Source organism: Cryobacterium sp. MDB1-18-1 (assembly GCF_004402735.1).
In the GTDB taxonomy this organism is placed as follows: Bacteria; Actinomycetota; Actinomycetes; order Actinomycetales; family Microbacteriaceae; genus Cryobacterium; species Cryobacterium glucosi.
Window position 1 is genome coordinate 420,530 of sequence record NZ_SOFR01000044.1, and the last position, 25,284, is coordinate 445,813.

The 25,284-nt window shown below is 69.6% G+C and carries 24 protein-coding genes and 1 tRNA gene; 12 read left to right on the top strand and 13 right to left on the bottom strand.

Features of this window, described 5'->3' with window-relative positions; translation table 11 throughout:
- Positions 1–95 precede the first annotated feature (95 nt).
- Positions 96–1,316, top strand: a complete 1,221-nt coding sequence (locus tag E3O50_RS11535; protein ID WP_134446710.1) for an MFS transporter — start codon at positions 96–98, stop codon at positions 1,314–1,316.
- On the opposite strand, the gene E3O50_RS11540 is transcribed toward E3O50_RS11535, so the two are convergent.
- From E3O50_RS11540 to E3O50_RS11550, 3 genes are read right to left on the bottom strand one after another with little or no spacing between them, the layout of a single operon-like run.
- Entirely contained in the window at positions 1,256–2,101 is an 846-nt protein-coding gene (locus tag E3O50_RS11540; RefSeq protein WP_134446709.1) for a transglutaminase family protein, read from the bottom strand. The two genes, E3O50_RS11535 and E3O50_RS11540, sit on opposite strands and share 61 nt — an antisense overlap.
- The gene (locus E3O50_RS11545) at positions 2,098–3,027 is read right to left on the bottom strand and encodes an alpha-E domain-containing protein (RefSeq protein ID WP_134446707.1); all 930 of its coding nucleotides are present in this window, start codon (positions 3,025–3,027) and stop codon (positions 2,098–2,100) included. Before E3O50_RS11545 ends, E3O50_RS11540 begins: the two co-directional genes overlap by 4 nt.
- Entirely contained in the window at positions 3,021–4,742 is a 1,722-nt protein-coding gene (locus E3O50_RS11550) for a circularly permuted type 2 ATP-grasp protein (RefSeq protein WP_134558066.1), read from the bottom strand. Before E3O50_RS11550 ends, E3O50_RS11545 begins: the two co-directional genes overlap by 7 nt.
- Positions 4,743–4,897: 155 nt before the next feature.
- Between E3O50_RS11550 and E3O50_RS11555 the strand changes: the two genes are divergently transcribed.
- Positions 4,898–5,845 (top strand): ABC transporter ATP-binding protein, encoded by a 948-nt coding sequence (locus E3O50_RS11555; protein ID WP_166790984.1) that lies wholly within the window; start codon positions 4,898–4,900, stop codon positions 5,843–5,845.
- Here E3O50_RS11555 and E3O50_RS11560 read toward each other — a convergent pair.
- From E3O50_RS11560 to E3O50_RS11570, 3 genes are all read right to left on the bottom strand, one after another.
- Entirely contained in the window at positions 5,764–6,519 is a 756-nt protein-coding gene (locus tag E3O50_RS11560; RefSeq protein ID WP_166790576.1) for a GntR family transcriptional regulator, read from the bottom strand. The genes E3O50_RS11555 and E3O50_RS11560 overlap by 82 nt on opposite strands.
- Before the next feature lie 149 nt (positions 6,520–6,668).
- Positions 6,669–7,862: an acyl-CoA dehydrogenase family protein gene (locus tag E3O50_RS11565; RefSeq protein ID WP_134558069.1), complete on the bottom strand. Its 1,194-nt coding sequence runs from the start codon at positions 7,860–7,862 to the stop codon at positions 6,669–6,671.
- Complete coding sequence (locus E3O50_RS11570; RefSeq protein ID WP_134558070.1) at positions 7,859–9,178, bottom strand: CoA transferase; 1,320 nt, start codon at positions 9,176–9,178, stop codon at positions 7,859–7,861. Before E3O50_RS11570 ends, E3O50_RS11565 begins: the two co-directional genes overlap by 4 nt.
- Before the next feature lie 137 nt (positions 9,179–9,315).
- Here E3O50_RS11570 and E3O50_RS11575 point away from each other — a divergent pair, with 137 nt between their 5' ends.
- The 4 genes from E3O50_RS11575 to E3O50_RS11590 all read left to right on the top strand — a co-directional run bounded on the left by E3O50_RS11575 (position 9,316) and on the right by E3O50_RS11590 (position 14,140).
- A complete protein-coding gene (locus E3O50_RS11575) occupies positions 9,316–10,092 on the top strand; it encodes a GntR family transcriptional regulator (protein ID WP_241975177.1) in 777 nt (258 codons plus the stop codon).
- Positions 10,093–10,102: 10 nt separating this feature from the next.
- On the top strand, positions 10,103–10,921 hold the full coding sequence (locus E3O50_RS11580) for a PDC sensor domain-containing protein (RefSeq protein ID WP_134558072.1): 819 nt from the start codon (positions 10,103–10,105) through the stop codon (positions 10,919–10,921).
- A 107-nt stretch (positions 10,922–11,028) separates the two neighbouring features.
- Positions 11,029–12,462 carry an aminobutyraldehyde dehydrogenase gene (locus E3O50_RS11585; protein ID WP_134558073.1) on the top strand — a complete coding sequence of 478 codons (1,434 nt, stop codon included), beginning with the start codon at positions 11,029–11,031 and terminating at the stop codon, positions 12,460–12,462.
- A gap of 112 nt (positions 12,463–12,574) precedes the next feature.
- On the top strand, positions 12,575–14,140 hold the full coding sequence (locus tag E3O50_RS11590; RefSeq protein ID WP_241975178.1) for an amino acid permease: 1,566 nt from the start codon (positions 12,575–12,577) through the stop codon (positions 14,138–14,140).
- A 77-nt stretch (positions 14,141–14,217) separates the two neighbouring features.
- Here the strand turns inward: E3O50_RS11590 and rplA are convergent, their stop codons facing one another.
- The 5 genes from rplA to E3O50_RS11615 all read right to left on the bottom strand — a co-directional run bounded on the left by rplA (position 14,218) and on the right by E3O50_RS11615 (position 17,002).
- Positions 14,218–14,907 (bottom strand): 50S ribosomal protein L1, encoded by a 690-nt coding sequence (rplA, locus tag E3O50_RS11595; RefSeq protein WP_134446689.1) that lies wholly within the window; start codon positions 14,905–14,907, stop codon positions 14,218–14,220.
- Positions 14,908–14,996: 89 nt separating this feature from the next.
- The gene (gene rplK / locus E3O50_RS11600) at positions 14,997–15,428 is read right to left on the bottom strand and encodes a 50S ribosomal protein L11 (protein ID WP_134446687.1); all 432 of its coding nucleotides are present in this window, start codon (positions 15,426–15,428) and stop codon (positions 14,997–14,999) included.
- A gap of 84 nt (positions 15,429–15,512) precedes the next feature.
- A complete protein-coding gene (gene nusG / locus E3O50_RS11605; protein WP_134446685.1) occupies positions 15,513–16,511 on the bottom strand; it encodes a transcription termination/antitermination protein NusG in 999 nt (332 codons plus the stop codon).
- Between the two features lie 100 nt (positions 16,512–16,611).
- Positions 16,612–16,887 carry a preprotein translocase subunit SecE gene (secE, locus tag E3O50_RS11610; RefSeq protein WP_134446683.1) on the bottom strand — a complete coding sequence of 92 codons (276 nt, stop codon included), beginning with the start codon at positions 16,885–16,887 and terminating at the stop codon, positions 16,612–16,614.
- A 42-nt stretch (positions 16,888–16,929) separates the two neighbouring features.
- A tRNA-Trp gene (locus tag E3O50_RS11615) sits at positions 16,930–17,002 on the bottom strand.
- A gap of 183 nt (positions 17,003–17,185) precedes the next feature.
- Between E3O50_RS11615 and E3O50_RS11620 the strand changes: the two genes are divergently transcribed.
- The 5 genes from E3O50_RS11620 to E3O50_RS11640 all read left to right on the top strand — a co-directional run bounded on the left by E3O50_RS11620 (position 17,186) and on the right by E3O50_RS11640 (position 22,200).
- Entirely contained in the window at positions 17,186–18,388 is a 1,203-nt protein-coding gene (locus E3O50_RS11620) for a pyridoxal phosphate-dependent aminotransferase (RefSeq protein WP_166790577.1), read from the top strand.
- Positions 18,389–18,482: 94 nt separating this feature from the next.
- Positions 18,483–19,430, top strand: a complete 948-nt coding sequence (locus E3O50_RS11625) for an ABC transporter ATP-binding protein (protein WP_134558075.1) — start codon at positions 18,483–18,485, stop codon at positions 19,428–19,430.
- Complete coding sequence (locus tag E3O50_RS11630; RefSeq protein WP_134446677.1) at positions 19,427–20,290, top strand: ABC transporter permease; 864 nt, start codon at positions 19,427–19,429, stop codon at positions 20,288–20,290. The genes E3O50_RS11625 and E3O50_RS11630 overlap by 4 nt, the downstream gene beginning before the upstream one ends.
- A gap of 42 nt (positions 20,291–20,332) precedes the next feature.
- Complete coding sequence (locus E3O50_RS11635) at positions 20,333–21,580, top strand: sensor histidine kinase (RefSeq protein WP_134558076.1); 1,248 nt, start codon at positions 20,333–20,335, stop codon at positions 21,578–21,580.
- Positions 21,577–22,200 (top strand): response regulator transcription factor, encoded by a 624-nt coding sequence (locus tag E3O50_RS11640; RefSeq protein ID WP_134446674.1) that lies wholly within the window; start codon positions 21,577–21,579, stop codon positions 22,198–22,200. Before E3O50_RS11635 ends, E3O50_RS11640 begins: the two co-directional genes overlap by 4 nt.
- Before the next feature lie 35 nt (positions 22,201–22,235).
- Here E3O50_RS11640 and E3O50_RS11645 read toward each other — a convergent pair whose 3' ends face one another.
- Together E3O50_RS11645 and E3O50_RS11650 are read right to left on the bottom strand one after the other, a co-directional pair.
- On the bottom strand, positions 22,236–22,958 hold the full coding sequence (locus E3O50_RS11645; RefSeq protein ID WP_134558077.1) for a response regulator transcription factor: 723 nt from the start codon (positions 22,956–22,958) through the stop codon (positions 22,236–22,238).
- Positions 22,955–24,475 (bottom strand): PspC domain-containing protein, encoded by a 1,521-nt coding sequence (locus E3O50_RS11650; protein ID WP_134564564.1) that lies wholly within the window; start codon positions 24,473–24,475, stop codon positions 22,955–22,957. The genes E3O50_RS11645 and E3O50_RS11650 overlap by 4 nt, the downstream gene beginning before the upstream one ends.
- Before the next feature lie 112 nt (positions 24,476–24,587).
- Here E3O50_RS11650 and E3O50_RS11655 point away from each other — a divergent pair.
- The coding region (locus E3O50_RS11655) for a PspC domain-containing protein (protein WP_166790711.1) at positions 24,588–25,284 on the top strand (697 nt) is incomplete at its 3' end.

A 25,284-nucleotide genomic window follows, 5' to 3' on the forward strand; every position in this document is an offset into this window, starting at 1 on the left:
CTAGCGTGTGCAAGTATTAATGACGCGCCTGCAACTAACAGCGTACGCAGCATGACCGCGTAAGTACAGTTTCCGCCCCCCAAGGAGTCTCCCGCATGCCCATTGGTCTTTTCGCCCTCGCACTCGGAGGGTTCGGCATCGGACTCACCGAGTTCGTCATCATGGGCCTCCTGCCGGACCTCGCCTCCGATTTCGGCGTGAGCGAGGCGGCGGCCGGCTGGCTCATCTCCGGCTACGCCCTGAGCGTTGTCATCGGAGCACTCGGCCTCACCGCTGCCGTCACCCGGCTGCCACGCAAGCACGTGCTCATCGCGCTGATGGGGCTTTTCATCCTCGGCAACCTGATCTCGGCGCTCGCACCGACCTACCCGGTCATGATGCTCGGCCGCATCGTCGCCGCCCTCTGCCACGGTGCGTTCTTCGGTATCGGCTCGGTGCTCGCCGCCGACATGGTCGCCCCGACGAAGAAGGCGGGTGCCATCGCGATCATGTTCACGGGCCTCACCGTCGCGAACGTGCTCGGCGTGCCGTTCGGAACCCTCCTCGGCCAGAACCTCGGCTGGCGGGCGACCTTCTGGGCGATCACCGCGATCGGCGTGCTCGCCCTGGTCGGCATCGCGACGCTCGTGCCCGCGACCGCGCACGCCACGGCCGGCGCCGGCGGTCTCCGCGGCGAGCTCAGGGCCTTCCGCTCGAGCCAGGTCTGGCTCTCGATCGCCGTGACCGTGCTCGGCTACGGGGGCATGTTCGGCGCGTTCACCTACATCGCCTTCACCCTCACCGAGGTCAGCGGCTTCGCCGCCGCGAGCGTGCCCTGGCTACTCGTCCTCTTCGGGGTCGGCCTGTTCGTCGGCAACGTCCTCGGCGGCAAGGCGGCCGACCGTTCCGTCGACCGGACCCTCATCGTCGTCCTGGCGGCGCTCGCCGTCGTCCTCGTCGCCTTCGCGCTGACCGCGGGCAGCCAGGGCGCGACGATCGCCTCGCTCGTCCTCCTCGGCGGGTTCGGTTTCGCAACCGTCCCCGGCCTGCAGATGCGGGTGATGAGCTACGCGAGCGAGGCGCCCACGCTCGCCTCCGGCGCGAACATCGCCGCTTTCAACCTCGGCAACGCGCTCGGCGCCCTGCTCGGCGGTCTCACGATCAGCGCGGGCCTCGGCTACACCTCGCCGATCTGGGCCGGCGCGGTCGTCACCGTGGCCGGTCTCGCCGTCATGCTGGTCGCCGCAGCCCGCGCCCGCCGTTCCCGCCCGGCCGATCAGGCCTCGCGGGTGATCTCGACCGTGACGAAGAGCTGGGAGCCCGCTGAGCCTGCGTAGACGCCGCGGAGCGGCGGCACGTCGTTGTAGTCACGGCCGCGGCCGACGGAGACGTGCCGGTCACCGATCTCGATGAGGTTCGTCGGGTCGAATCCGCGCCACTCGCCGCAGAACCACTCGACCCAGGCGTGGGATTCGCCCGTGACGGTCTCGCCGACCTCGGCGTTCGGCTTCGGGTGCAGGTAGCCGGAGACGTACCGGGCCGGGATCCCGACCGAGCGCAGGGCTCCGAGGGCGATGTGCGTGATGTCCTGGCAGACCCCGCGCCGGTCGTTCCAGGCCTCCTCGGCGGTCGAGTGCACGCCCGTGACACCCTGGACGTACTGCATCTGGTCGCCGATCGCGGCACAGATCTCGTAGGCGGCCGAGCAGGAGCTCGTGTGGCGCGCGGCGATCTCGGCGGCGAGCGCCTCAACGTCCATCGGCGGTTTCGTCAGGCGGGTCTGCCGGGAGTGTTCGAAGAGCGTCGAGGTGCGCAGGGCGTCCGCGGCGAGGTCGACCCAGCTGTGTTCGTGGGTCTCGTGCTCGCGCGGCCGGACTTCGACGAGGCTGTTGGCGGTGAGGATCAGCTCGGAATGCGGCGTCAGCACCTCGAACGAGGAGACCCGGGTGCCCCAGTAGTCGGCGTAGTAGTGGTTGCCCGCCGCCGGGCTGATCTCGAGGTTCGAGAACAGCACGAACTGGTCGACCGAACTGACCGGCAGCATCCGCGCCTCGTTGTATGACGCGGCGACTTCGCCCTTGTAGCGGTACCCGGTCGTGTGCCGGATCCGGAGGCGGTTCACGAGGCTTCCCCTGTCCAGGTCGGAACGTTCCCCTTGGGGAAGTACCGGTTACCGATGGCTTCGGAAGCGGTGCTCGTCGCGTCCTGGACGCGCATCATCTGCAGCGGCAGGTCGTTCAGGATGTCCATGATCGGTCGGTACTCCAGTTGGCTGCGGATCTGGCCGAGCACCCGCTGGGCCTGGCCGGTGACCCCGGCCCGGTCTGTGCGCGGCTCGAGGTCGCGGAGGCACTGTTCGGCGCGCGAAACGGAGAAGACGATGGACCGGGGGAACAACCGGTCCATCAGCAGGTATTCAGCGGCGTTCCGGGCAGAAGGCACTCCGCGGTAGGTGCGCAGGTAGGACTCGTACGCGCCGCAGGAACGCAGGATCGTCGTCCAGGACGGCCCGCTCGCCTCGGTCAGCGACCGGGTCGCGAGGAGGCGTGCCGTCATGTCGGCCTGCTCGAGGCTGCGCCCGAGGGTGAAGAAATGCCAGGCGTCGTCCCGGCTCGCACCGGCCTCGACGATCCCGACGGCGAGCGCGGCGCGTTCCCGCACCCACGCGAAGTAGTCGTGGGTCTTCTCACTCGCGACCTTGCGGGGCATCCGCGCGCTCGTCGTGTTGAGGCACTCCCAGAGTTCGGTCGGCACGATCTCCCGCGCACGACGGGCGTTCTCGCGTGCGGAGGTGATCGAGTACGCGATCGAAGCCGGATGCGTGCGGTCCATGGCGAGGGTGGCGAGAACGTCCTTGCGGGTCAGCTCTCCCTCATCGGGGACGGGGCTGCCCATCAGCTGGAGGAGCGACCGGCAGGCGAGGTTCTCCTCGATCCAGGGATCCTCGAGCAGAAGCTGGAGGTGCACGTCGAGGATGCGGGCGGTGCCGTCGCTGCGCTCGATGTACCGTCCGATCCAGAACAGGCTTTCTGCAATGCGACTCAACATTCCCGGTCCTCCTGCGCCGATGACTTCGATGCCGCCGGCGCCCCTGCGGACACCGGTTGCCTCCCCTGCTGCTGCTGCTGCTGCTGTTGTTGCTCCTGCTGGTCGCTGTTGCCCAGCGGTTTGTCCTGCGGCGAGTGGTCGACGGGGTGCGTGCCCGCGGCCGTCGCCTGGGTGTTCGCGGCCTGGTCGGCCACGAGGCCCTGGATGTTGCGCGCGGAGGACTCATGGTAGAAATCGGGTTCGAGCCCGATCACCCAGGTGTCCTTCGACCCGCCGCCCTGGCTCGAGTTGACAACGAGCTCACCCTCGGGGAGCGCGACGCGGGTCAGCCCGCCCGGCAGCACCCAGACATCCGTTCCGTCGTTCACGGCGAAGGGGCGCAGGTCGGCGTGGCGCGGCCTCATGCCGTCCTCGACGAGGGTCGGGATGGTCGAGAGCTGCACGACGGGTTGCGCGATCCAGCCGCGCGGGTCCCGCAGCAGCTGCTTCCGCAGTGTCGCGAGCTCCGCCTTCGACGCGGCGGGCCCTACCACGAGGCCCTTGCCCCCCGACCCGTCGACGGGCTTGACCACGAGCTCGTCGAGCCGGTCGAGCACCTCTTCGAGCGCGAGGGGATCCTCGAGCCGCCAGGTGTCGACGTTCGGGATGATCGCGTCTTCGCCGAGGTAGTAGCGGATGAGATCGGGCAGGTAGGTGTAGACGAGCTTGTCGTCTGCAACACCGTTCCCGACCGCGTTGGCGATCGTGACGTTCCCGAGCCTGGCCGCCATCAGCATGCCGGGCGACCCGAGCTGGGAGTCCGCGCGGAACTGGAGCGGGTCGAGGAACTCGTCGTCGACCCGGCGGTAGATCACGTCGACCCGGGTGGGGCCCGCGGTCGTGCGCATCCAGACGCGCCCGCCCGAGCAGAACAGGTCGCGGCCCTCGACGAGCTCGACGCCCATCAGCCGGGCGAGCAGGGTGTGCTCGAAGTATGCGGAGTTGAAGACGCCCGGGGTGAGCACGACGACATTGGGGTCGTCGACCCCGGCGGGGGCGGATGCCCTGAGCGCCTGGAGCAGCTTGTTCGGGTAGTCGCCGACCGGGCGCACCCGCATCGAGACGAAGAGTTCGGGGAGCGTCTGCGCCATCACCCGACGGTTGGAGATGACATAGCTCACGCCGCTGGGCACCCGGACGTTGTCCTCGAGTACCCGCCACGCGCCCTTTTCATCGCGGATCAGGTCGATGCCGGAGACCTGGATGCGCACGTTGTTGGCCGAGACGATGCCGGCGGCCTGCCGGTGGAAATGGTTCGACGAACTGATCAGGCTCGCCGGGATGACGCCGTCGTGCACGGCGGCCTGGGGCCCGTAGATATCGGCGAGGAACGCCTCGAGGGCGAGCACGCGCTGCTTGATGCCGGCCTCGACGGTGACCCACTCCGGTTGCTCGATCACCCGCGGAACGGCGTCGAGCGGGAACGGACGCTCTTCCCCGGCGAAGTCGAACGTGACGCCCTGGGCGAGGTAGGAACTCGCGAGCGCCGCCGTGCGGCCCCGCAGCTCCTCCTGGGTCATTCTGGCCAGGGCGCCGTAGACGTCCTTGTACGCGGCACGCGTTTCCGTCGGAGTGAGCGAGGACGGATCCGGGAACATCTCGTCCCAGGCGCTCGCTGACCCCGTCCGTTTCCGACTCTTCGTAGTGGCACCGTAGCCGGTGAACAGGTCAACCATGGTCGGAGCGTAGTCGCCTCATGTTGCGGGATTGTTTCGCCACACCGGCCGTCAATTATGTATGCAAAGTGACGAAATTTCGGGGAGCTGATTCGACATTCTCGCGAATTTAGCGGAAGATGTGGTCAAGATTGCATACAGCACTGGGAGACGTAATGATTGGCCCGGCCGTGACCCCTTTCCCCGATCCCGAGCTCGCCGTCGCGGCGACCGGAGCCGGGAAACCGGCCGCTGCCCCGGCCGCCGCCGATCACCCGGACGAGGATCCCGTGCCTTCGCACACCTTCCGGGCGAGTTCCGTGCTCGACGTGCGCGGGCTCGGCGTCTCGTCGGCGACAACGACACTTGCCCCGGTGGATGCGATCACCCTGTCGGTCTCCCACGGCGAGTCCCTGGGCCTCGTCGGAACCGTGGCCGCCGGCGCGATCTCGGTGGCGCTCGCGATCGCAGGAGAACTCCCGGAGGGCGCCGCGATCGCGGCGGGCTCGATCCTCGTGGAGGGCGTGGAACTGGTCGGACCCGGTCGCGGCCCGGCGGCACGCCTGCTCGGCACCGTGATCGGTTACCTGCCCGCCGACCCGCTCAGCAGTTTCGACCGCACCCGGTCGGTGAGGAACCAGCTCGCCGGCGCCCTCCGAAAACGCATCGGCGTCACCCCGGACGTCGCGAAGCGGCACATCGTCGACCTGCTCGACCTGGTCGGTGTCGTCGATCCGGCCGCCAGGGCCCGGCAGTATCCGCAGGACCTCGACCCCGTCGTCCTCCACCGGGTGGTCCTGGCCGCCGTCCTCTCCGGCGACCCCGCCCTCGTCATCGCGGTCTCCCCCGGTGCGGGCCTGGAGCCGGACGCCCGGGCCGCGCACGCCACCCTGCTGCGCGACCTCTGGCACGCGAAGGAGTTCGCGCTCCTCGTCGCATCGACCGATTTCGAGATCGTCGCGGAGACCTGTGACCGGGTCGCGGTGGTCGAGGCCGGCCGGATCGCCCTGCAGGGGTCTGTGGCCGAGATCCGGGATGCGCGCTACGGAGTGAAGTCGGCCAGGTCGGCCAGGTCGGCCGCGTCGATTGCCTCCGCGTCGAGCGGATTGGCGTCAGCGGGCTGAGCGGCGCCAGGCGTGACGGCGGAATCGTCGCCCTGGTCCCAGCTCTGCACCGAATTGCGTGCGGCCAGGATGTGCGACCGCATGGACGTCGAGGCCCAGAGCGCGTCGTGCGAGCGGAGGGCGGCCAGGATGTCGCGGTGATGGTGATTGCTCACCGCGCGGAAGGATCCGCTGTCGCGGCGGAAGGCCTTCGCCATCAGCGGTACCCGGCCGACGGACACGGTCAGGCGGGTGAGCTGGGCGTTCGCGGCGGCGGTGACGATGATGCGGTGGAACTCGGCGTTGAGTTCGCCGAGCCGGGAGATGCCGGCGTCGTCCTTCGCGAGCACGACGTCGTCCATCAGGGTGATCAGTTCGGCGAGACGGTCGAGGTCGCCGTCGGAGATCCGCACCGCGGCGAGGCCTGCCGCGCGGCTCTCGAGCATGGCCCGCAAGTAGTAGGTCTCGCGCATCTGCTCGGTCGTCCAGGCGATGACCGTCGCGCCCTTGTTCGGCACGAACTCGACGAGGCCGGTCTCGTCGAGCCTCCGCAGCGCTTCGCGGATCGGGGTGCGGCTGACGCCGAGTTCCTCGGCGAGCGCCTGCTCGCGCAAGGTGGCGTTACCCGGGATCTCACCGGAGAGGATGCGTCCGCGCAGGTAAGCGAATGCGGCCTGTCCGCCTGTTACCGACACTATTTCCACCCGATGTCCTTGTCGCCACGTACGCGTGTTTCAACTATGACACACGGCGTTCCGGCGACGACGGCGCGAAGGGCCGGGCGGGCCCGCCCGCCGCGAAGTGGGGGTACGGCCGGAAACGACCCGCCGGTGCCCTGGCCGGGTCAGAACGCCGGCATCCCCGTGAGAGCGCGACCGATCACGAGCTGGTGGATCTCGTCCGTGCCCTCGTAGGTGCGGACGGACTCGAGGTTGGCGAGGTGACGCATCACCGGGAATTCGTTCGTCACCCCGTCGCCGCCGAGGATCGACCGGGCGAGGCCGGCGATCCGGATGGCCTCGCGCACGCTGTTGAGCTTGCCGACGCTGATCTGGGCCGGGGAGAGGGTGCCGCGTTCCTTCAGCCGCCCGAGGTGCAGGGCGAGGAGGACGCCCTTCTCGTACTCGACGAGCATGTCGGCAAGTTTGGCCTGGGTGAGCTGCATGGCCCCGATCGGGCGGCCGAACACCTCACGACTGCGCGACCGGGCGATCGCAGCGTCGAGGCAGCTCCTGGCGGCCCCCATCGCGCCCCAGACGATGCCGAATCTCGCCTCGTTCAGGCAACTGAACGGGCCGGAGAGCCCCGTGGCGCCGGGGAGGACGGCATCGGCGGGCAGGCGCACCCCGTCGAGGGTGACGTCGCACTGGATGGACGCGCGCATCGAGAGCTTGCCAGCGATCGGTGTCGCGGTGAACCCCGCCGTCCCGGTGGGAACGAGGAATCCGCGCACCCCGGCATCCGTCTGCGCCCACACCACTGCGACGTCGGCGACACTCGCGAGGCCGATCCAGCGCTTCGTGCCCGTGAGCACCCAGTCGTCGCCGTCGCGCGTGGCGGTCGTTCGCATCGCGGCGGGGTCGCTGCCGCCGGTCGGTTCGGTGAGGGCGAAGCAGCCGATGAGGGAGCCGGCGGCCATGCCGGGCAGCCAGAGCTGCTTCTGGTCCTCAGTCCCGTACTTGTGGATCGCCGACATGGCGAGCGAGCCCTGCACAGAGACCAGGGTGCGCCAGCCGCTGTCGGCGGCCTCGAGTTCGAGGCAGACGAGGCCGTAGCTCACGGCGCTCGCGCCCGCGCAGCCGTAGCCCTCGAGGTGCATTCCGAGGAAGCCGGCCGCGCCGAGTTCGGGGACGAGTTCGGCGCGGAAGAACCGGTCCTCGAAGTCCTGCTCGATCGTGGGCAGGATGCGGTTGGTCGCGAACGCGCGGGCCTTGCGCGACCAGACGACCTCTTCTGGAGCGAGGAGGTCGTCGAGATCGAAGACCGAGTCGACGAGGGGGCTGGCGACGAGTGGGGTGGGGCGGCCTGATGCGGTCACGAGAGGTCCTGTTCGGTTCGGCGGAGCGCGGTGGGTGGTGCGGGAGTGGGCCTGAATGCGGGTGCGGGGACGGGTGCCGGTGCCGGCTCCGCCGAAGCGGCCGCGCCGAGGGCGCTGTGAGCGTCCGGCCCGAGCCAGTCGGCCCCTGCGTGTTCGCCGAGCCGGGGCGGAGGCAGCAGGTAGCCGGCCGGACGGTCGCCGAGGTGGATCGGATTGGCGACCTGCCGGCTGACGCGCCGCGGGTCCGAACCCGACACGAGCTCGACGACGGACGCGGTTCCGAGACCCTCGGCGAAGGCGAAGGCCTCGCTGATCGAGTTGACGAGTCCGGCTGGCACCCCGGCATCCGTGAGCGTGTCGACCCAGTGCGCCGCGGGATGGGCACGAAGGAGGGCTTCGAGGGCGGGCCGGAGGTCGGCGCGGTGCCGCACCCGGTCGGCGTTGCCGAGGAATCGCGGGTCGGTCGCGAGGCCGGGTGCGCCGAGGAGGCGCACGAGCGTGCGGAACTGGGAATCGGTGCCGACGGCGATCACGAGGTCGCGGTCGGATGCCGCGAAGAGCTCGTACGGGGCGATGCTCGGGTGGGCGTTGCCGAGGCGCGCCGGAGAGTGCCCGGTTGCGAGGGTGCCCGCCGCCTGGTTGGTGAGCGCCGAGAGCAGGGTCGTCAGGAGGTCGACTTCGACGCGCCCTCCGGAGGCCCTGCCCGGGCCGGTGGCCTCGGCCGCGCCGGCATCGCCCCGGGAATCGCGTTCGCGGAGCGCGAGCAGGATGCCGCTGAGCGCGTTGAGTCCGGCGAGCACGTCCACGAGGGCGACGCCGACTTTGCTCGGCTCCCCATCGACCGGGCCGGTCACGCTCATCAGCCCACCGACGGCCTGCACGAGGAGGTCGTAGCCGGGGAGCCGGGCACCGGCACCGGCACCGAAGCCCGTGATCGAGCAGTAGACGACGCCGGGGTTCGCGGCGCGCACGGCCTCGTAGCCGAGGCCGAACCGCTCCATCACGCCGGGCCGGAAGTTCTCGACCACGACATCCGCCGTGGTCGCGAGGCGCCAGGCCGCCGCCCGTCCCTCGACGGTGCCGAGGTCGCAGACGACCGAACGCTTGTTGCGGTTGACCGCACCGAAGTAGGTGGACGCGCCCTGGGCATCCGTGGGCGGCAACCACTGCCGGGTGTCGTCCCCGGCCGGGCTCTCGATCTTGATCACGTCGGCGCCGAAGTCGGCGAGCATCATCGTGGCATACGGCCCGGCGAGCACGCGCGAGAAATCGGCGACCCTCAGCCGGGGTGCGCGGGCCGACGGTTCGTGCGGCATCAGCTCACCTCGGTCCCCATCGACGCGTCCGGCCGGCAACACCGACGGGACTCAGTTGTGATCCTATACCGAATGTTTTCGGTTCCGGCACCCGTCCGACAGTTCCCAGCATGCCACCGTCGGCTACATTGAAGTCTATGGAGGCACAGCTGCGACCCGGCGCCCGGGAGGCGATCTTCGCCCAGCTCATCGAGGCCGGCCGCGCCGAGCAGGTTGCCCGTCGCCTGACCGATGCCATCATCCTCGGCGTCCTCACGGCGGGCGAACGCCTGCCGAGCGAGCAGGAGCTCGCCCGCCGTTTCGGTGTCGCCCTGATCACGGTCCGCGAGGGCCTCGTGATCCTGCGCGAGACCGGCCTCGTCGAGACCCGTCGCGGCCGCGGTGGCGGCAGTTTCGTGATCCAGGCGGATGCCCCGGACGAGACGCTCCTGCACACCCGGCTCCGCGGCGTCGCCCACGTCGAGCTCTCGGACCTCGCGGTCTACTTCTCCACGATCATCGAAGGCTGCGCGGAACGGGCCGCACTTCGCGCGGCACCGCAGGATGCCGATCGACTCTCCGAGTGGCTCGCCCAGGCCGACTGGGACCGCGACGCGGGCGCCCGCGCCAATGCAGGCGGCTTCTACCTCGAACTCGCGGTACTCAGCCAGTCGGCCCGGCTCGTGCGCGAACAGGTCCGGCTGCAGGCCGAGTTCGGCCCGCTCCTCCTGCTCGGGCTCGCAGACCCGTCGATGCGAGCCAGTGTCGCTGCCTGCAACACGGACGTCGTCGCGGCGATCCGGAGTGGCGACGGCCCGCACGCCCGCACCCTCGTCGCCGGGCAGGTGCGCGAACTCGCCGAGTGGCTGCATGCCGCGAAGACCAGGATCGAACGGGGAGGAACGCTCCATGCGGCATCCGCTGTCAGCGCCTGAAACACCGGTCGTGACGCCGGCCCCCCTCGCTCCCCAGGCCTGCGCCGCCGCCGTCAGCGCCGCGGTCGCCGACGTGTTCACGGTGCTCGGGGACTGGCGGGACCGGGTCGCCGCAGCGGTCCCGCTCACGACGACGACCGAACTCGACGCCCTCGTGGAGACGCTCGTCCTGCCGGCCCTCCTCGGCGAGGCCGAACCGGCCGCACACCGGGACGCGGCACAGCACGGCACGGCACAGCACGGCGCGGCACCGCACGGCACGGCACCGCACGGCGCCCCGGCCCTCCTGGTCGGCGCCGGCTTCATCGCGACAGCGGACTACCGGCCAGGCCGCCCCGCGCATTTCGCCTGGTGGCTCGGCCCGCTCGCGTCGAACCCCCTGCTCGGCACGACGCTCTCCCCCACCCGGCTCGACCTCGCGGCGCGGGTGCACACCGAATACCTGCGCGACTTCCGCGGCCTGGAGTGGTACCGGGTGCCGGAAGCCACCGGGCGGGCGCACGTCACGGGTCCGTACGTCGACCACCTGTGCACCTTCGATTTCATCGTGACCCTCACCCTCCCCGTGCAGGTCGACGGCGGCACGGTCGGCGTGATCGGGGCCGACGTGTCGGTCACCCGTCTCGAGCAGGCCCTGCTTCCGGTCCTGCTCGGACTCAGCGCGCCCGCCGCCCTCGTCAACGCGGTCGGCCGCGTCATGATCTCGACGGAGGCCACGCTCGCCGCGGGCGACATCGTGCCGAACCCGGGGCATCCGCTCACCGGCTATGACCGGGTGCCCTGCCCCGGGATTCCCTTCGACGTGATCGTCCGGCGCCCACCGGAATAAAAGATTGCATTTGGGATGATTTAGGGTATCGTCGGCCTCTGGGGAACTCCGCCCCGGGCGCCGCGGCCCTGGCCAGCGCCGACCAGACGCTTGGGAAAGGCCTGCGCATGTCCATCCGTGAACTCCGTAACTTCGTCAACGGGCAGTACGTCGCCTCCGCAGCGAGCGAGCAGCTCGACATCGTGAACCCCGCAACCGAGGAGGTCTACGCGCGCACCCCCGTGTCGACAGAAGCGGATGTCGCGTCCGCGTACTCCGCAGCGGCGACCGCGTTCGAGACGTGGGGCGAGACCACGCCCGGCGAACGCCAGCTCGCCCTGCTGAAGTTCGCCGATGCCCTGTCCGAGCGTGCGGAGGAGATCGCGGACGTCGAGAGCGAGAACACCGGCAAGCCGCGTGCCGGCCTCGTCGGCGACGAGGTCGACGTCATGATCGACCAGGTACGCTTCTTCGCCGGCGCCGCCCGCGTGCTCGAGGGCAAGTCAGCCGGCGAGTACCTGAAGGACCACACCTCGTTCATCCGGCGGGAGCCGATCGGCGTGATCGGGCAGGTCACCCCGTGGAACTACCCGATGATGATGGCGATCTGGAAGATCGCCCCCGCCCTCGCTGCCGGAAACGCCGTCGTACTGAAGCCCTCGGACTCGACACCCGTCTCGACGCTCCTCCTCGCCGAGATCGCCGCGGAGTTCTTCCCGGCCGGCGTCTTCAACGTCGTCATGGGCGACCGCACCACGGGCCGCGCCCTCGTCGCCGACCGGATCCCGCAGATGGTGTCGATCACCGGTTCCGTACGGGCCGGCATGGAGGTCGCGGGCACCGCGGCGCTCGACGTCAAGCGCGTGCACCTCGAACTCGGCGGCAAGGCCCCGGTGATCGTGTTCGACGACGCCGACATCGACGCCGCCGTCGAGGGCATCGCGACGGCCGCGTTCTACAACGGCGGCCAGGACTGCACCGCCGCCACCCGGGTCCTCGTCCAGGCCGGAATCCACGACGAGTTCGTTGCAGCACTCGCGGCGTACGCCCGGGTGAACGCGAGGACCGGCGGCCCGCGCGAGGACGGCATCCTCTTCGGCGCCCTCTCGAGCGCCGACCAGCTCGCCCGGGTGCAGGGCGTCATCGCGGGCCTGCCCGACCACGCCGACATCGCGCTCGGCGGGCACCGCCAGGGCGACCTCGGCTACTTCCATGAGGCGACGATCGTCTCTAACCTGCGGCAGGGCGACGACGCGGTGCAGAACGAGATCTTCGGACCGGTCATCACGGCCCAGAAGTTCACCGACGAGGCCGAGGCGCTCGCCTGGGCGAACGACGTGCAGTACGGCCTGGCCTCCTCGGTCTGGACGAAGGACCACGCGCGTGCGATGCGGATGGCCAAGCGCCTCGATTTCGGCTGCGTCTGGATCAACACGCACATCCCGCTCGTCGCCGAGATGCCGCACGGCGGCTTCAAGCACTCCGGCTACGGCAAGGACCTCTCGATGTACGGCCTCGAGGACTACACCCGCATCAAGCACGTGATGAGCTACATCGGCTGATCCACCCCTTTCGGGGCAAACATCCGGTTCTATAGCTTTCTCGCAATGGTGTCACTATGGTGGGCACACACAGCCTGCCGACGACGTCAGGATGCACCGCAGCCGAAAGGTCATGATGAGCGCAGATCAGCCCGGAAAGACGCCCGCCGCGAGGGGAATCGGTGACCAGGAGCACCTCAGGGTGCTCGGGTACGAGGATTCCTTCCACCGTTCGATGTCGCTGTGGGCCAACTTCGCCCTCGGCTTCACCTACCTCTCGCCGCTCGTCGGCGTGTACTCCCTCTTCGCGCTCGCCCTCAGCACGGGCGGGCCGCCCTCGATCTTCTGGATCCTGATCGTGGGCGCCGGCCAGCTGCTCGTCGCCCTCGTCTTCGGCGAGGTCGTCTCGCAGTACCCGATCGCCGGCGGGATCTACCCGTGGACCCGCCGGCTCTGGGGCAAGCGATACGCCTGGATGGCCGCCTGGGTCTACGTCTGGGCGATGCTCGTCACGATCACTGCCGTCGCCGAGTTCGGCAGCGGCTTCCTCGGCAGCCTGATCGACGCGCCGGTCACGAAGGAGGTCACGCTGGGCCTCTCGGTACTGTTCCTGCTGGTCGCCTTCGCGTTCAACTTCTCTGGCACGAAGATGCTCGGCCGGGTCGCCAGGATCGGCCTCGGCGCCGAGCTCATCGGCGTGATCGGGCTCGGGCTCTACCTGCTGATCTTCCAGCGCAAGCAGGAGTTCAGCGTCTTCTTCAGCACGATGGGCGTCGAGGGCGACGGCAACTACGCCGTCGCGTTCCTCGGCGCGGCACTCGCCGGACTGTTCCTGTTCTACGGCTTCGAAGCCTGCGGGGACGTGGCCGAGGAGGTCGCGAACCCGGCCAGGGGCATCCCGAGGGCCATGATCCTGACCATCCTCGTCGGCGGGGTCTCCGCACTGTTCTCCTTCGGCGGCTACGTGATGGCGGCACCCGACCTGCAGGCGGTGGTCGACGGCAACGACATCGACCCGATCCCGGCGATCCTCGAGGCCTCGCTCGGAACCGTCGGCGCCAAGCTCTTCCTGGTCGTCGCGATCACGGCGTTCCTGTCCTGCGTGCTGAGCCTGCAGGCCGCGGCCAGCCGGTTGATGTTCTCCTTCGCCCGCGACGGGATGATCCCCGGCCACGCCTGGCTGTCCAAGGTGAGTCCGCGCACCGCCGTCCCGGTGAACGCGCTCATCGTCGCCTGCTCGATCCCGCTCGCGCTCTGCCTGCTGATCTACGCGGGCGGCAGCCTCACCCAGATCACGGCATTCGCGGTGATCGGCATCTACGTGGCGTTCCAGTCCGTCGTGCTCGCGGCGCTCCGCCAGAGGATCAAGGGCTGGCGTCCGGCCGGTCCGTTCAACCTCGGCAGGGCCGGCTTCGTCGTCAACGTGGTCGCCCTCGCCTACGGTGTCTTCGCGATGGTGTTGCTGGCGCTGCCCGGCAAGACGGGGGTCTTCCTCGACGACTGGATCGTGCTGATCGGGCTGGCGGTCGTGATGGGCGCGGGCCTGCTCTACCTGTTCATCGCGAAGCCGCACACGAATTCGCACCAGCCGGAGGGTGATGCGCTCGCGGTCGCGGCGCTGCTCCGCGCACATCCGGGCAATGCCGCACCCGGAGTCGTCGATCCGGGGAAGCCGCGCCCGACATCCGTCTCTGACTGACCGTCGCCAGGACGAGACGGGTACGACGAAGGGCCCGTCTTGCGACGGGCCCTTCGTTGTGGTGCTGGTGCCGGTGCTTAGATGGCGTTGACGTCGAGCGGGATGCCGGGACCGAAGGTCGTCGAGACGGCGCCCTTCATGACGTAGCGGCCCTTGGACGAGCTCGGCTTGAGGCGGACGATCTCCTCGAGTGCTGCCGTGATGTTCTCGTTCAGCTGCTCGGCGGTGAAGGATGCCTTGCCGACGACGAACTGCACGTTGGCGTGCTTGTCGACGCGGAACGCGATCTTGCCGCCCTTGATGTCGTTGACGGCGCGGGCGACGTCGGTCGTGACCGTTCCGGTCTTCGGGTTCGGCATGAGGCCACGCGGGCCGAGGACCTTACCGAGACGACCGACCTTGCCCATGAGCTCCGGGGTCGAAACCGCGGAGTCGAAGGCGGTGTAACCGGCGGCGACCTTCTCGATGAGCTCGTCGCCACCGACCTCGTCGGCGCCGGCAGCGATGGCTGCCTCGGCCGCGGGGCCGGTTGCGAAGACGATGACGCGCGACACGCGGCCGGTACCGTGAGGAAGAATAACGGTTCCGCGGACCATCTGGTCAGCCTTGCGCGGGTCGACGCCGAGCTTCAATGCGACCTCGATGGTCGAGTTGAAGTTCGCGGAGCCGGTCTCACGCGCGAGCGTGACGGCCTCGGTGGGGGTGTAGAACTTGTCGGCCTCGATCTTCTCGGCCGCGGCCCGGTAGGCCTTTGACTTCTGTGCCATGTGAATCTCCTGAATATAAAGATTTGAGAGTGTGGTGCGAGCCTGGCCGGCTCTTCCACGTACTGCTGGTGGCGGATGCCTGGTTGAGGTTAGGCCTCGACCGTAACGCCCATGGAGCGTGCGGTGCCGGCGATGATCTTCGCGGCGGCGTCGATGTCGTTGGCGTTGAGGTCAACCATCTTCGCTTCGGCGATCTCGCGGACCTGCGCCTGGGTGAGCTTGGCCACCTTGACGGTGTGCGGGGTTCCGCTGCCCTTGGTGACGCCGGCGGCCTTCTTGATGAGCTCCGCTGCGGGCGGGGTCTTCAGGATGAACGTGAAGGAACGGTCGTCGTACACGGTGATCTCAACCGGGATGACGTTTCCGCGCTGGGATTCGGTCTGGGCGTTGTATGCCTTGCAGAATTCCATGATGTTCACGCCGTGCTGGCCCAGTGCCGGCCCGATGGGCGGTGCGGGGTTTGCGGCGCCGGCCTTGATCTGAAGCTTGATCAGACCAGTAACCTTCTTCTTCGGTGCCATGATTCTTCCTTCTTTTATGATGACGAGCGGCCGCGAGGCAACTCTCCCGGTGGCCCGGACGGGCCCCGGTGGTGGGGAAACTTACTAAAGCTTGGTGACCTGGTCGAAGCTGAGTTCGACCGGGGTCTCACGCTCGAACAGGGAGACGAGGACGATGAGCTTGCCGCTCTCCGCCTTGATCTCACTGATCGTGCCGGGCAGGCCCGCGAACGAGCCTTCCTTGATCGTGATGGTCTCGCCGATTTCGTAGTCGATCTCGGCGGGCAGTGCGCGGGTCGCGATCTTGCCGTGCGTGCCCGCGCCCTTGGCGGACGGCACGTCCTGGATCTCGACGAGGCTCTTCAGCATGCCGAAGGCCTCCTCGAAGCGCAGCGGCGTCGGGTTGTGCGCGTTGCCGACGAAGCCGGTGACACCCGGCGTGTGCCGGACGACGGACCAGCTGTCCTCGTTGAGGTCCATGCGGACGAGCACGTATCCGGGGATACGCACGCGGGTGACCATCTTGCGCTGGCCGTTCTTGATCTCGACGACGTCTTCCATCGGAACCTCGACCTGGTAGATGAAATCTTCCATGGCCATCGACTGCTTGCGGTTCTCGATGTTCGACTTCACGCGACGCTCGAAGCCGGCGTAGGAGTGGATGACGAACCACTTGCCGGGCTGGAAGCGGAGTTCCTTGCGGAACTCGGCGTATGGGTCTTCGTCGACGGGCTCAGCGGATGCGTCAGCAGCGTCGGCCGCATCGGCTTCTGCATCGGCCGTGTCCGCGCCGCCGTCGACATCTTCCTCGTCGTCGACGGCTTCGGCGGCAGCCTCGGCCTCGTCGACGGAGTCGATGTCCAGGGCGTCGTCGACCTCCGAGTCGGCTGCGGGGTCGACCGCGCCGGCGAGGGCGTCGAGGGCGGCGTCGAGGTTGTCTTCAACGCCGACGCTGGGGTCGAAGACGTGGACGGCCACCTGTTCGGCGGCCTCCACGGACTCTTCCTCCGCTTCGTGGACGTTGCCTTCCTGTGCTTCGTCGTCGTCAGACGCCTGCTCGGCGGCGGTGGCCCAGTCGGCGTCGTCGTGATTCGTCTCAGTCACTAAATCTCAATCCTTATGTAGTGCGCGGGCACGAAGACGTGTCCCGCGCAGCGTTGCCGTGAATCCTGGCCGTGCGGTCAGCCGCCTTGGCGGCGGCCGGTCAGCCGCTTGGTGTTCCGAAGACGTACGTGACGACGAGTGCGAACACCCAGTCGAGGGCGGAAACCAGCGCCATCATGATCGCTACGAAGACCAGCACGACAGCCGTGTAACTCAGCAGTTCCTTGCGGGTCGGCGTGACAACCTTGCGAAGCTCCGCCATCACCTGCTTCAGGAACAGAGACATCCGTGCGAACGGACCGCGTTTGCCGTCGCGAGCGAGTCGTGCGTCTGCGACGATTTCCTCACTGGGTTCGTCGACAACTTTTCGGGCCACCTGTTACACCTTTCATGGGCCGACGGAAATGCCACCGACTTGCAGGGCGGACAGGACTCGAACCTGCAACCTGCGGTTTTGGAGACCGCTGCTCTACCAATTGAGCCACCACCCTATGCAGCCGGATCGCCATGCGAACTCACACCACCCCCCGAAAAATACTCGAGAAAAAGGCGCAAAAAAGCATGGCAGATTTCAACTACCTCGATCAAGTCTAGGTCACACCGGCACGACTGTAAAGCTGGGGCCGCCGGGGCGGATGCTGGCCGCGCGGGTGCGGCCACCGTATGCTCGTTCTGTGGCTCACGAACTCAAGCGAATCTCTACCCGGATCGGCTCCATCGCGGAATCGGCGACCCTCAAGGTCGACAGCAAGGCCAAGGCCCTGCAGGCGGCCGGTCGACCGGTGATCAGCTTTGCGGCGGGTGAGCCGGACTTCCCGACGCCCGCGCACATCGTCGAGGCGGCGCTTCTCGCCGTGCGCGACCCGAAGAACCACAAGTACACGCCGGCCGCGGGTCTTCCCGACCTGCGCGAGGCCGTCGCGGCGAAGACGCTCCGCGACTCCGGCCTCGCGGTCTCCCCCGCCCAGGTGGTCATCACCAACGGCGGCAAGCAGGCCGTCTACCAGGCCTTCGCAACCCTGCTCGACCCGGGCGACGAGGTCATCGTGCCGACCCCGTACTGGACCACGTACCCGGAGTCGATCCGGCTCGCCGGCGGCGTGCAGGTCGACGTCTTCGCCGGAAGCGACCAGGGCTACCTCGTCACGGTCGAGCAGCTCGAGGCCGCCCGCACCGAGCGCACCAAGGTGCTGCTCTTCGTCTCGCCCTCCAACCCGACCGGCGCGGTCTACTCTCCGGAGCAGACGAAGGCGATCGGCGAGTGGGCCGAGGAGCACGGCCTCTGGGTCATCACCGACGAGATCTACCAGAACCTCACCTATGACGGCGTGCGCGCGTTCTCGATCGTCGAAGCCGTTCCCGCCCTCGCCGACCGCACCATCCTCGTCAACGGCGTCGCGAAGACGTACGCGATGACCGGCTGGCGCCTCGGCTGGATGGTCGGCCCGCTCGATGCCATCAAGGCGGCGGCGAACCTGCAGTCGCACCTCACCTCTAACGTATCCAACGTGTCGCAGCGCGCCGCGATCGCCGCGCTCACCGGCCCGCAGGACGACGCGATCGCGATGCGGGAGGCCTTCGACCGGCGCCGCAGGCTCATCGTCTCCGAGATGAACAAGATTCCCGGCATGGTCACGCCGACGCCGCAGGGCGCGTTCTACGTCTACCCGAACGTGACCGGGCTGCTCGGCCGCACCTGGGGCGGCGTCACGCCGACGACCTCCCTCGAGCTCGCCGACCTGATCCTCGACCAGGCCGAGGTCGCCGCTGTTCCCGGCGAAGCGTTCGGACCGAGCGGGTACCTGCGCTTCTCATACGCGCTCGGCGACGACCAGCTGCTTGAGGGCATCCACCGCCTGCAGCGCCTCTTCGCCTGACGTCGCAGCCGGCCCCGCATCCACCGACCGGTGGATGCCAGGGTCGGCCGCGCGGACGCTTACGCTCCCGGGCCTCTGGTGGGATTCTTTCGGTATGAAGACCACAACTCCCGCGAGCAGCTCAGACCCCGTCGTGCGCGTGCGCGACCTGCACAAGTCCTACGGCGCGTTCGAGGCCGTCGCAGGCATCAGCTTCGACATCCGGCCAGGGGAGACCTTCGCGCTCCTCGGCCCGAACGGCGCAGGCAAGAGCACGGTCATCGAGATCCTCGAGGGCTACCGCGATCGCACGAGCGGTGAGGTGAGCGTGCTCGGCACCGACCCGCAGCACGGCGGCCTCGACTGGAAGGCCAGGCTCGGCATCGTGCTGCAGTCGACCGGCGAGAGCGGCAACGTCACGGTCGCCGAGCAGCTCGCGCATTTCGCGAGCCTCTACCCGAACCCCCGGCGGCTGGCGGAGGTGATCACGGCCGTCGGCCTCGAGGACAAGGCGAAGACGCGCATCAGCCGGCTGTCCGGCGGGCAGCGCCGGCGGGTGGATGTCGCGCTCGGCATCATCGGCCGGCCCGAACTGCTCTTCCTCGACGAACCGACCACGGGGTTCGACCCCGAGGCACGTCACCAGTTCTGGGACCTCGTGCGCAGCCTGAAGGCGGAGGGCACCACGATCCTGCTCACGACCCACTACCTCGACGAGGCCGCCCAGCTCGGCGACCGCGCCGGGGTGATCACCGGGGGCCGCCTGATCGACATCGGCGCGATCAACGAGATCGGCGGGGCAGAGGCCCGGGTGCCGCTGGTCCGCTGGCGGGATGCCGGAGGGGCGCCCCACGAGATCCGCACGGACCAGCCTGGCCGGGTCGTCGCCGAACTCGTCGCGGCGGGCGGCGCGGAACCGGCCGAACTCGAGGTGATCCGCCCGAGCCTCGAGGACGTCTACCTCGGTCTCGTGCGCGAGAACCGCGCGGAAACCACTGCGGCGGCGTCCGCTGGTTCAGCTTCTGCTTTTGCTTCTGACGACAGCACGGAGGTGCTCGCATGACCGCGATCGACACGACTGCCGGGACCGGCAGCATCCGCTCGGCCCGCCACGGTGTGCTGAGGCTCGGCCTCGCCCGGGTGTATTACGAAGCGCGTATGTACTTCCGCACCCCGGACAGCGTGTTCTTCACGTTCCTGTTCCCGTTCATCATGCTCGCGATCTTCACGGCCGCCTTCGGCTCGGCCGGCAACATCGGCAGCGCGCCCGATGGCAGCGGCGGCGTCAGTGTCGGCGCGTATTACCTTCCGGGCATGCTCGCGGCGGGGATGCTGCTCTCCGGGGTGCAGAACCTCGCGGTCGACATCGCCGGCGAGAAGAGCGACGGCACTCTCAAACGGCTCGGCGGCACCCCGCTGTCCCCGCTGAGCTACTTCATCGGGAAGATCGGGCAGGTGCTCGTCACCGGCACGATTCAGGCGGCCCTGCTGATCCTCGTCGCGCGGTTCGTGCTCGACATCGCCCTGCCGACCGACCCGGCCAAGTGGTTGACCTTCGCCTGGGTCTTCCTGTTCGGTGTGATCGCCTGCGCGTTCCTCGGCATCGCGCTCTCGGCGCTGCCGCGCTCCGGCAAGAGCGCGACCGCCGTCGTGATCCCGATCGTGCTGATCCTGCAGTTCATCTCGGGCGTCTACCTGCAGTTCTACGTGCTGCCCGACTGGATGCAGAACGTCGCGAGCCTGTTCCCGCTCAAGTGGATGGCACAGGGGATGCGCTCGGTGTTCCTGCCGGACAGCTTCGCGAGCCTCGAGCAGAACGGGGTCTGGGACCTCCCCCTCGTCGCGCTCAACCTCGGCATCTGGCTCGTGGTCGGGCTCGTGCTCAGCAGGGTGACGTTCCGCTGGATCCGCAAGGACAGCTGAACCGATGTTCCCCGGTCACGGCGAGCGTGGGAGGCTGGGCGCATGAGGATTCCGGCCATGACGACCCTGCGCTGGTGGGACGTCGCCGTCGGCGGGTCACTGCTGCTGATGGGGGTGCTCGCGGCCGCCGACCAGTACCGGTACGGGCACGAGCTGTCGCGGATCGGCGCGCTCGCGACGCTCGTCGTGATCGGCATCGGCCATGTCGGTTTCGGACGGCGCGCGATCGCCTGCCCGGCCGGACGGACCGGTTCGGTCGCACTGGCCGCGATCGTCTTCCGCGGAGTGCTGATCGTCGGCGTGGGCGTCGCAGCGGCGTTCAATCCGAGTCTGGCGACGCTCCAGGCGATCGCCTTCCCGCTGCTCTGGACGCTCACCGATTCCTTCCTCGTCTCCGTGGCCCTGAGTGCACTCCTCGCGGCATCGGCGGGGGCGGGTCTCTGGCTGGGCATCGGCGGCACTCCCGCGGCCCTCGGGCAGGCGTATGCCACCGAAGGGATCTCCTTCGTCTTCGCGATCGCGATGGGCGCCTGGATCACCCGCATCGCCCGCGACGGCAGCACCCAACGGCGTCTCTACGAGGAACTCAGCCTCGCCCAGGACGAACTCGCCGCCCTGCACAGGGACGCCGGGAGCGCGGCCGAACGGGAACGCCTCGCCAGGGAGATCCACGACACCATCGCCCAGAGCCTGACGAGTCTCGTGATGCTCGCGCAGCGCGCGGGGAACGAGCTCGGACCGGACAGCGGGGCGAGGCCCACCGTCGAGCTCATCGAAGACACCGCCCGGCAGGCCCTGACCGAGGCGCGCAGCCTCGTCGCGGCGATGTCGCCCGTGCGGGTCGGAGATTCGACCCTGGCCGAGACCCTGCGCCGCCTCGCCGGGCGCTTCGAACGCGAGACCGGCATCCAGGTGCGGGTGATCCTCGCCGACACCGGGCTCGACGGGCTCGACCGGGAAAACGAGGTCGTGCTGCTCCGCTGCGCCCAGGAAGGCCTCGCGAACGTGCGCAAGCACTCCCGCGCGGGGGCGGCATCCGTTCGTCTCGAACACGTCGGCACGGATGCCGTCCTCACCGTGACCGACGACGGTCGCGGTCTCGGCGCCTATGCTCCCGCCCAGGAGAACGGGTTCGGCCTCTCGGGGATGCGCGACCGGCTCGCCCTCGTCGGTGGCCGGCTCACGGTCGGCGCCGGTGAGCGCGGCGGCACCGTACTGCGGGTGACCGTGCCGGCGGCGGAAGCCGGGCACCCCACGATCTCCGTCGAATCGGCGAGGCACGAGCGATGATCCGCGTCATCGTGGCCGACGACCACCCGATCGTGCGCGGCGGTATCGCGCTCCTGCTCGGCGGCGCCGGCGACATCGAGGTCGTCGGGCAGGCAGGGAACGGCGAGGAGGCCGTCGCGCTCGCGGCCGCGCTCAACCCCGACCTCGTGCTGATGGACCTGCGGATGCCGCTGCTCGACGGCGTCGCGGCGACCGCGCTCATCGTCGCGGCGAACGAGCGGACCCGGGTGCTGGTCCTCACGACGTACGAGAGCGACGACCAGATCCTCGCGGCCATCGCGGCCGGAGCGAGCGGGTACCTGCTCAAGGCCGCGCCCCAGGCGGAGATCATCGAGGGCGTGCGCTCGGTCGCGCGCGGCCAGACCGCGCTCGCACCGTCGATCGCGGCGATGCTCGTACACCGGGTGCGCACGGATGCCGCGCCGGCTCCGCGCCTGTCTGCCCGCGAACTCGACGTGCTCCGGCTTGTGTCGGCCGGCGAGAGCAACCCGCAGATCGGCCGGTCCCTGTTCATCAGCGAGGCGACCGTCAAGACGCACCTGCTGCACGCCTTCGAGAAGCTCGCGGTGAGCGACCGGACCCGCGCCGTGACCCGGGCGATGGAACTCGGGCTGCTGTAGCCCGGCATCCGCCGCCGCTTGGCTCGGCAGTGGGGCTAGAGCAGCTTGCGCTCGAGCGCCCAGGCGGTGAGTTCGTAACGGGAGGAGAGCTGCAGCTTGCGGAGCACGGCTGAGACGTGCGTCTCGACGGTCTTCGGCGAGATGAACAGGCTCCCGGCGACCTCCTTGTAGGTGTAGCCACGGGCGATCAGCCGCATGACCTCCTGCTCCCGCGCGGAGAGGCGGTCGAGTTCTTCCGTCGTCTCTGCGGTCTCGCCGGCGACCGCGCCGAACGCGTCGAGCACGAACCCCGCGAGCCGGGGCGAGAACACGGCGTCGCCGTCGGCGACCCGGCGTGCGGCCTCGGAGACCTCGGCCCCCGATGAGCTCTTGGTGATGTAGCCGCGGGCCCCCGCCCGGATCACCCGGACCACGTCGTCGGCGGCGTCGGAGACGCTCAGCGCGAGGAACAGGGTGTGCGGCGCCCGGTGCGCGGCGTCGTGGATGACCTCGCTGCCGCCGCCACCGCGCCCGCCGGGCAGATGCACGTCGAGCAGCACCACCCGCGGCTGCAGTGCGACCACGAGCGCGATCGCCTCGTCGACCGTCGCGGCCTCACCGAGCACGCGGATGTCCGCGTCCAGTTCGGCGCGCAGGCCCGAGCGGAAGATCGAGTGGTCGTCGACGATCACGACAGGGAGACCGGCGGTCGCGGCGGGCGGGGTGGGCGCGCTTCCGGGATCGGTGCCGGGGCCTGGGGTGCCGTGCGGCTCGCTCATGGGCGGCTCCCGTCGGCATCCGCTGCCGCGGGCAGAGTCCGGTCGGGGTGAACCGCTTCGACGGAGTTTTTCGGGTCTTCGATCGTTTCCGGGCCGCTCAGGTGCGTTGTCATCACAAAGTCCGTCGAATTGGTTGGGTGCGGGAGGGCAGGGTCTGCGGGAGCGGGCGCCGTGGGCAGGGTGAGCAGGATCTCCGTGCCCGCGCCGCCGGGGCCGGGGCGCACGAGCGCGGTGCCGCCGAGGCGGCGCATCCGCCCGATGACGGACTCGCGGACGCCGTGCCGGTCGTCCGGCACGTCGTCGAGCCGGAAGCCCGGGCCGCGGTCGGTCACGCTGAGGCTCACCGCGTTCGCGCCCGTCTCGAGGTAGACGGACACCGGCCCGCCGGAGTGCCTCGCCGCGTTGAGCATGGCCTCGCGCCCCGCGGCGAGCAACCCCTCGGGGGCTGGGCCGAGGCTCGAGCCCGCACTCACGATGTCGAACTGCACCGGGAAGTCGGCCTCGAGCTCCGCCCCTATCCGGCGGAGGGCCGTCGGGAGATCGACGTCGGGGATGCCGCCGGCCCCGCCCGCACCGGTATCCGTTCCTGCGGCAGTACTCGCGGCCGTGCCCGCGGCAGTGCCGAAGCCGGTCCCGGTCCCGGTGAAGAGCCACTCGCGCAGCTCCCGCTCCTGGGCGCGGGCGAGCCGGGCCGCGTCGCTCTGCGGCCCTGCCTTCTGCTGGATCAGTGCGAGCGTCTGCAGCACCGAGTCGTGCAGGTGCGCGGCGATTTCGGCGCGCTCGGCCTCTCGCGCCCGTCCCGCGCGCTCGTCGGCGAGGTCGCGCGAGAGCCGCACGAGCCACGGCGCGATCACGACGACGACGCCGAGCAGCACCGAAGCGGATGCGATCACGACCGTCCACCCGTCGGGGCTGTCACTCGTCACGAAGAACAGCAGGATGCCGACGGCGACGAGCACGAGGGCGCCGAGCGCGCGCACGAGCAGGGCGGACGAGTGCTGCTCCGAACCGCCGCGGATGTCCGCGAACTGCCGCCAGGCGAGCGCGGTCCCCGACAGCACGACGATCGCGGGGATGACCACGGCGAGCGGGATGTCGGCGCCGAGCCGGCTCGCGACGAGAGTGAGACCGGCGGCGAGGAGCGCGAGCCCGAGCAGGATCTCCGTGATCGGAGCCGACCGGGCCGAGGACGCGGCGGCGGCGGCTCGCTCGGCCGCGGCATCCGCGGGACCGCCGAGGCCGTGGCGGGAGCCGGGGGAACCGGCGTACCCGGGCGCCGGCCGCGCGAGGCTCGCCTTGGGGAGCTCGGCGGCCCCGAACCGGACGGGGTTCGCCGTCGCGGTCGGCGTCGTCACCCAGAGCCAGGCGTAGAGCAGCGCGCCGGCCCCGCCGGCCAGGACGAGCAGCAGCGTCGCGGTGCGCACCACCGTCACGGACAACCCGGTGTGCTCAGCGAACCCCGCGCAGACGCCGGCGATGATCCGCTGGCGCGGCCGGGACATCCGCTCAGTTCTCATGTCTTCATCCAAGCACCCCGAAGGCCGCCCCGATCCGGTGCGGCCAGATCTCAGGGTCCGTTCAGGGTTCTCCCCCATAGCAGCGCGCTATCGCGGGTGGTTGAGTGAAGTTATGACCGATCAACCGCGTAATCCGACATACCCGGCCGGCCCGGGCCCGTCGGGTCCAGACCAGCTCACCCGTTTCTTCGACTGGATCCGCCGCAGCGGCATGGTCCGCGGCGCAGACCGCTGGTTCGCCGGGGTCTGCGGCGCCATCGCCGGCCGCACCGGACTCGACCCGATCATCGTGCGCGGCATCGCGTTCGTGCTCGCCGTGCTCGGGGCGCCCGTGCTCTTCGTCTATGCGGTGGGTTGGGCGCTGCTCCCCAACGCACTCGGCCGCATCCACGCCGAGGAAGCCCTCCGCGGCCGCTTCGAGCCCGCCATGATCGGGATCGGCGCCGTCCTCCTCCTGACCGTCGTGCCGTTCACCCGCGGATTCTGGTGGGACGGCCCTCCCGCGGCCTGGGGCATGCCCGGCTGGCTGAGCACGTCGCTGAGCGCAGCGTGGGGCCTCGCGGTCGTTGCCGGCATCGTCTGGCTCGTGCTCTACCTCGTGCGCCGCGGTCCTGGCAGCGGCGGGTCTTCCGGCGGCGGAAACGGCGGCGGAAACGGTTCCGGTCCGGGCGAGCGCCCGCGCCCCACCTCGGGCTACGGCTCAGCGGCGGATGCCGGTTCGACCCCGCCCGCGCCCGGCGCACCCCCCGCTCCTCCGGCTCCGCCGGCTCCACCCGCGCCCGGCGCCGCGGTCTCTGCCGGCACCGCCG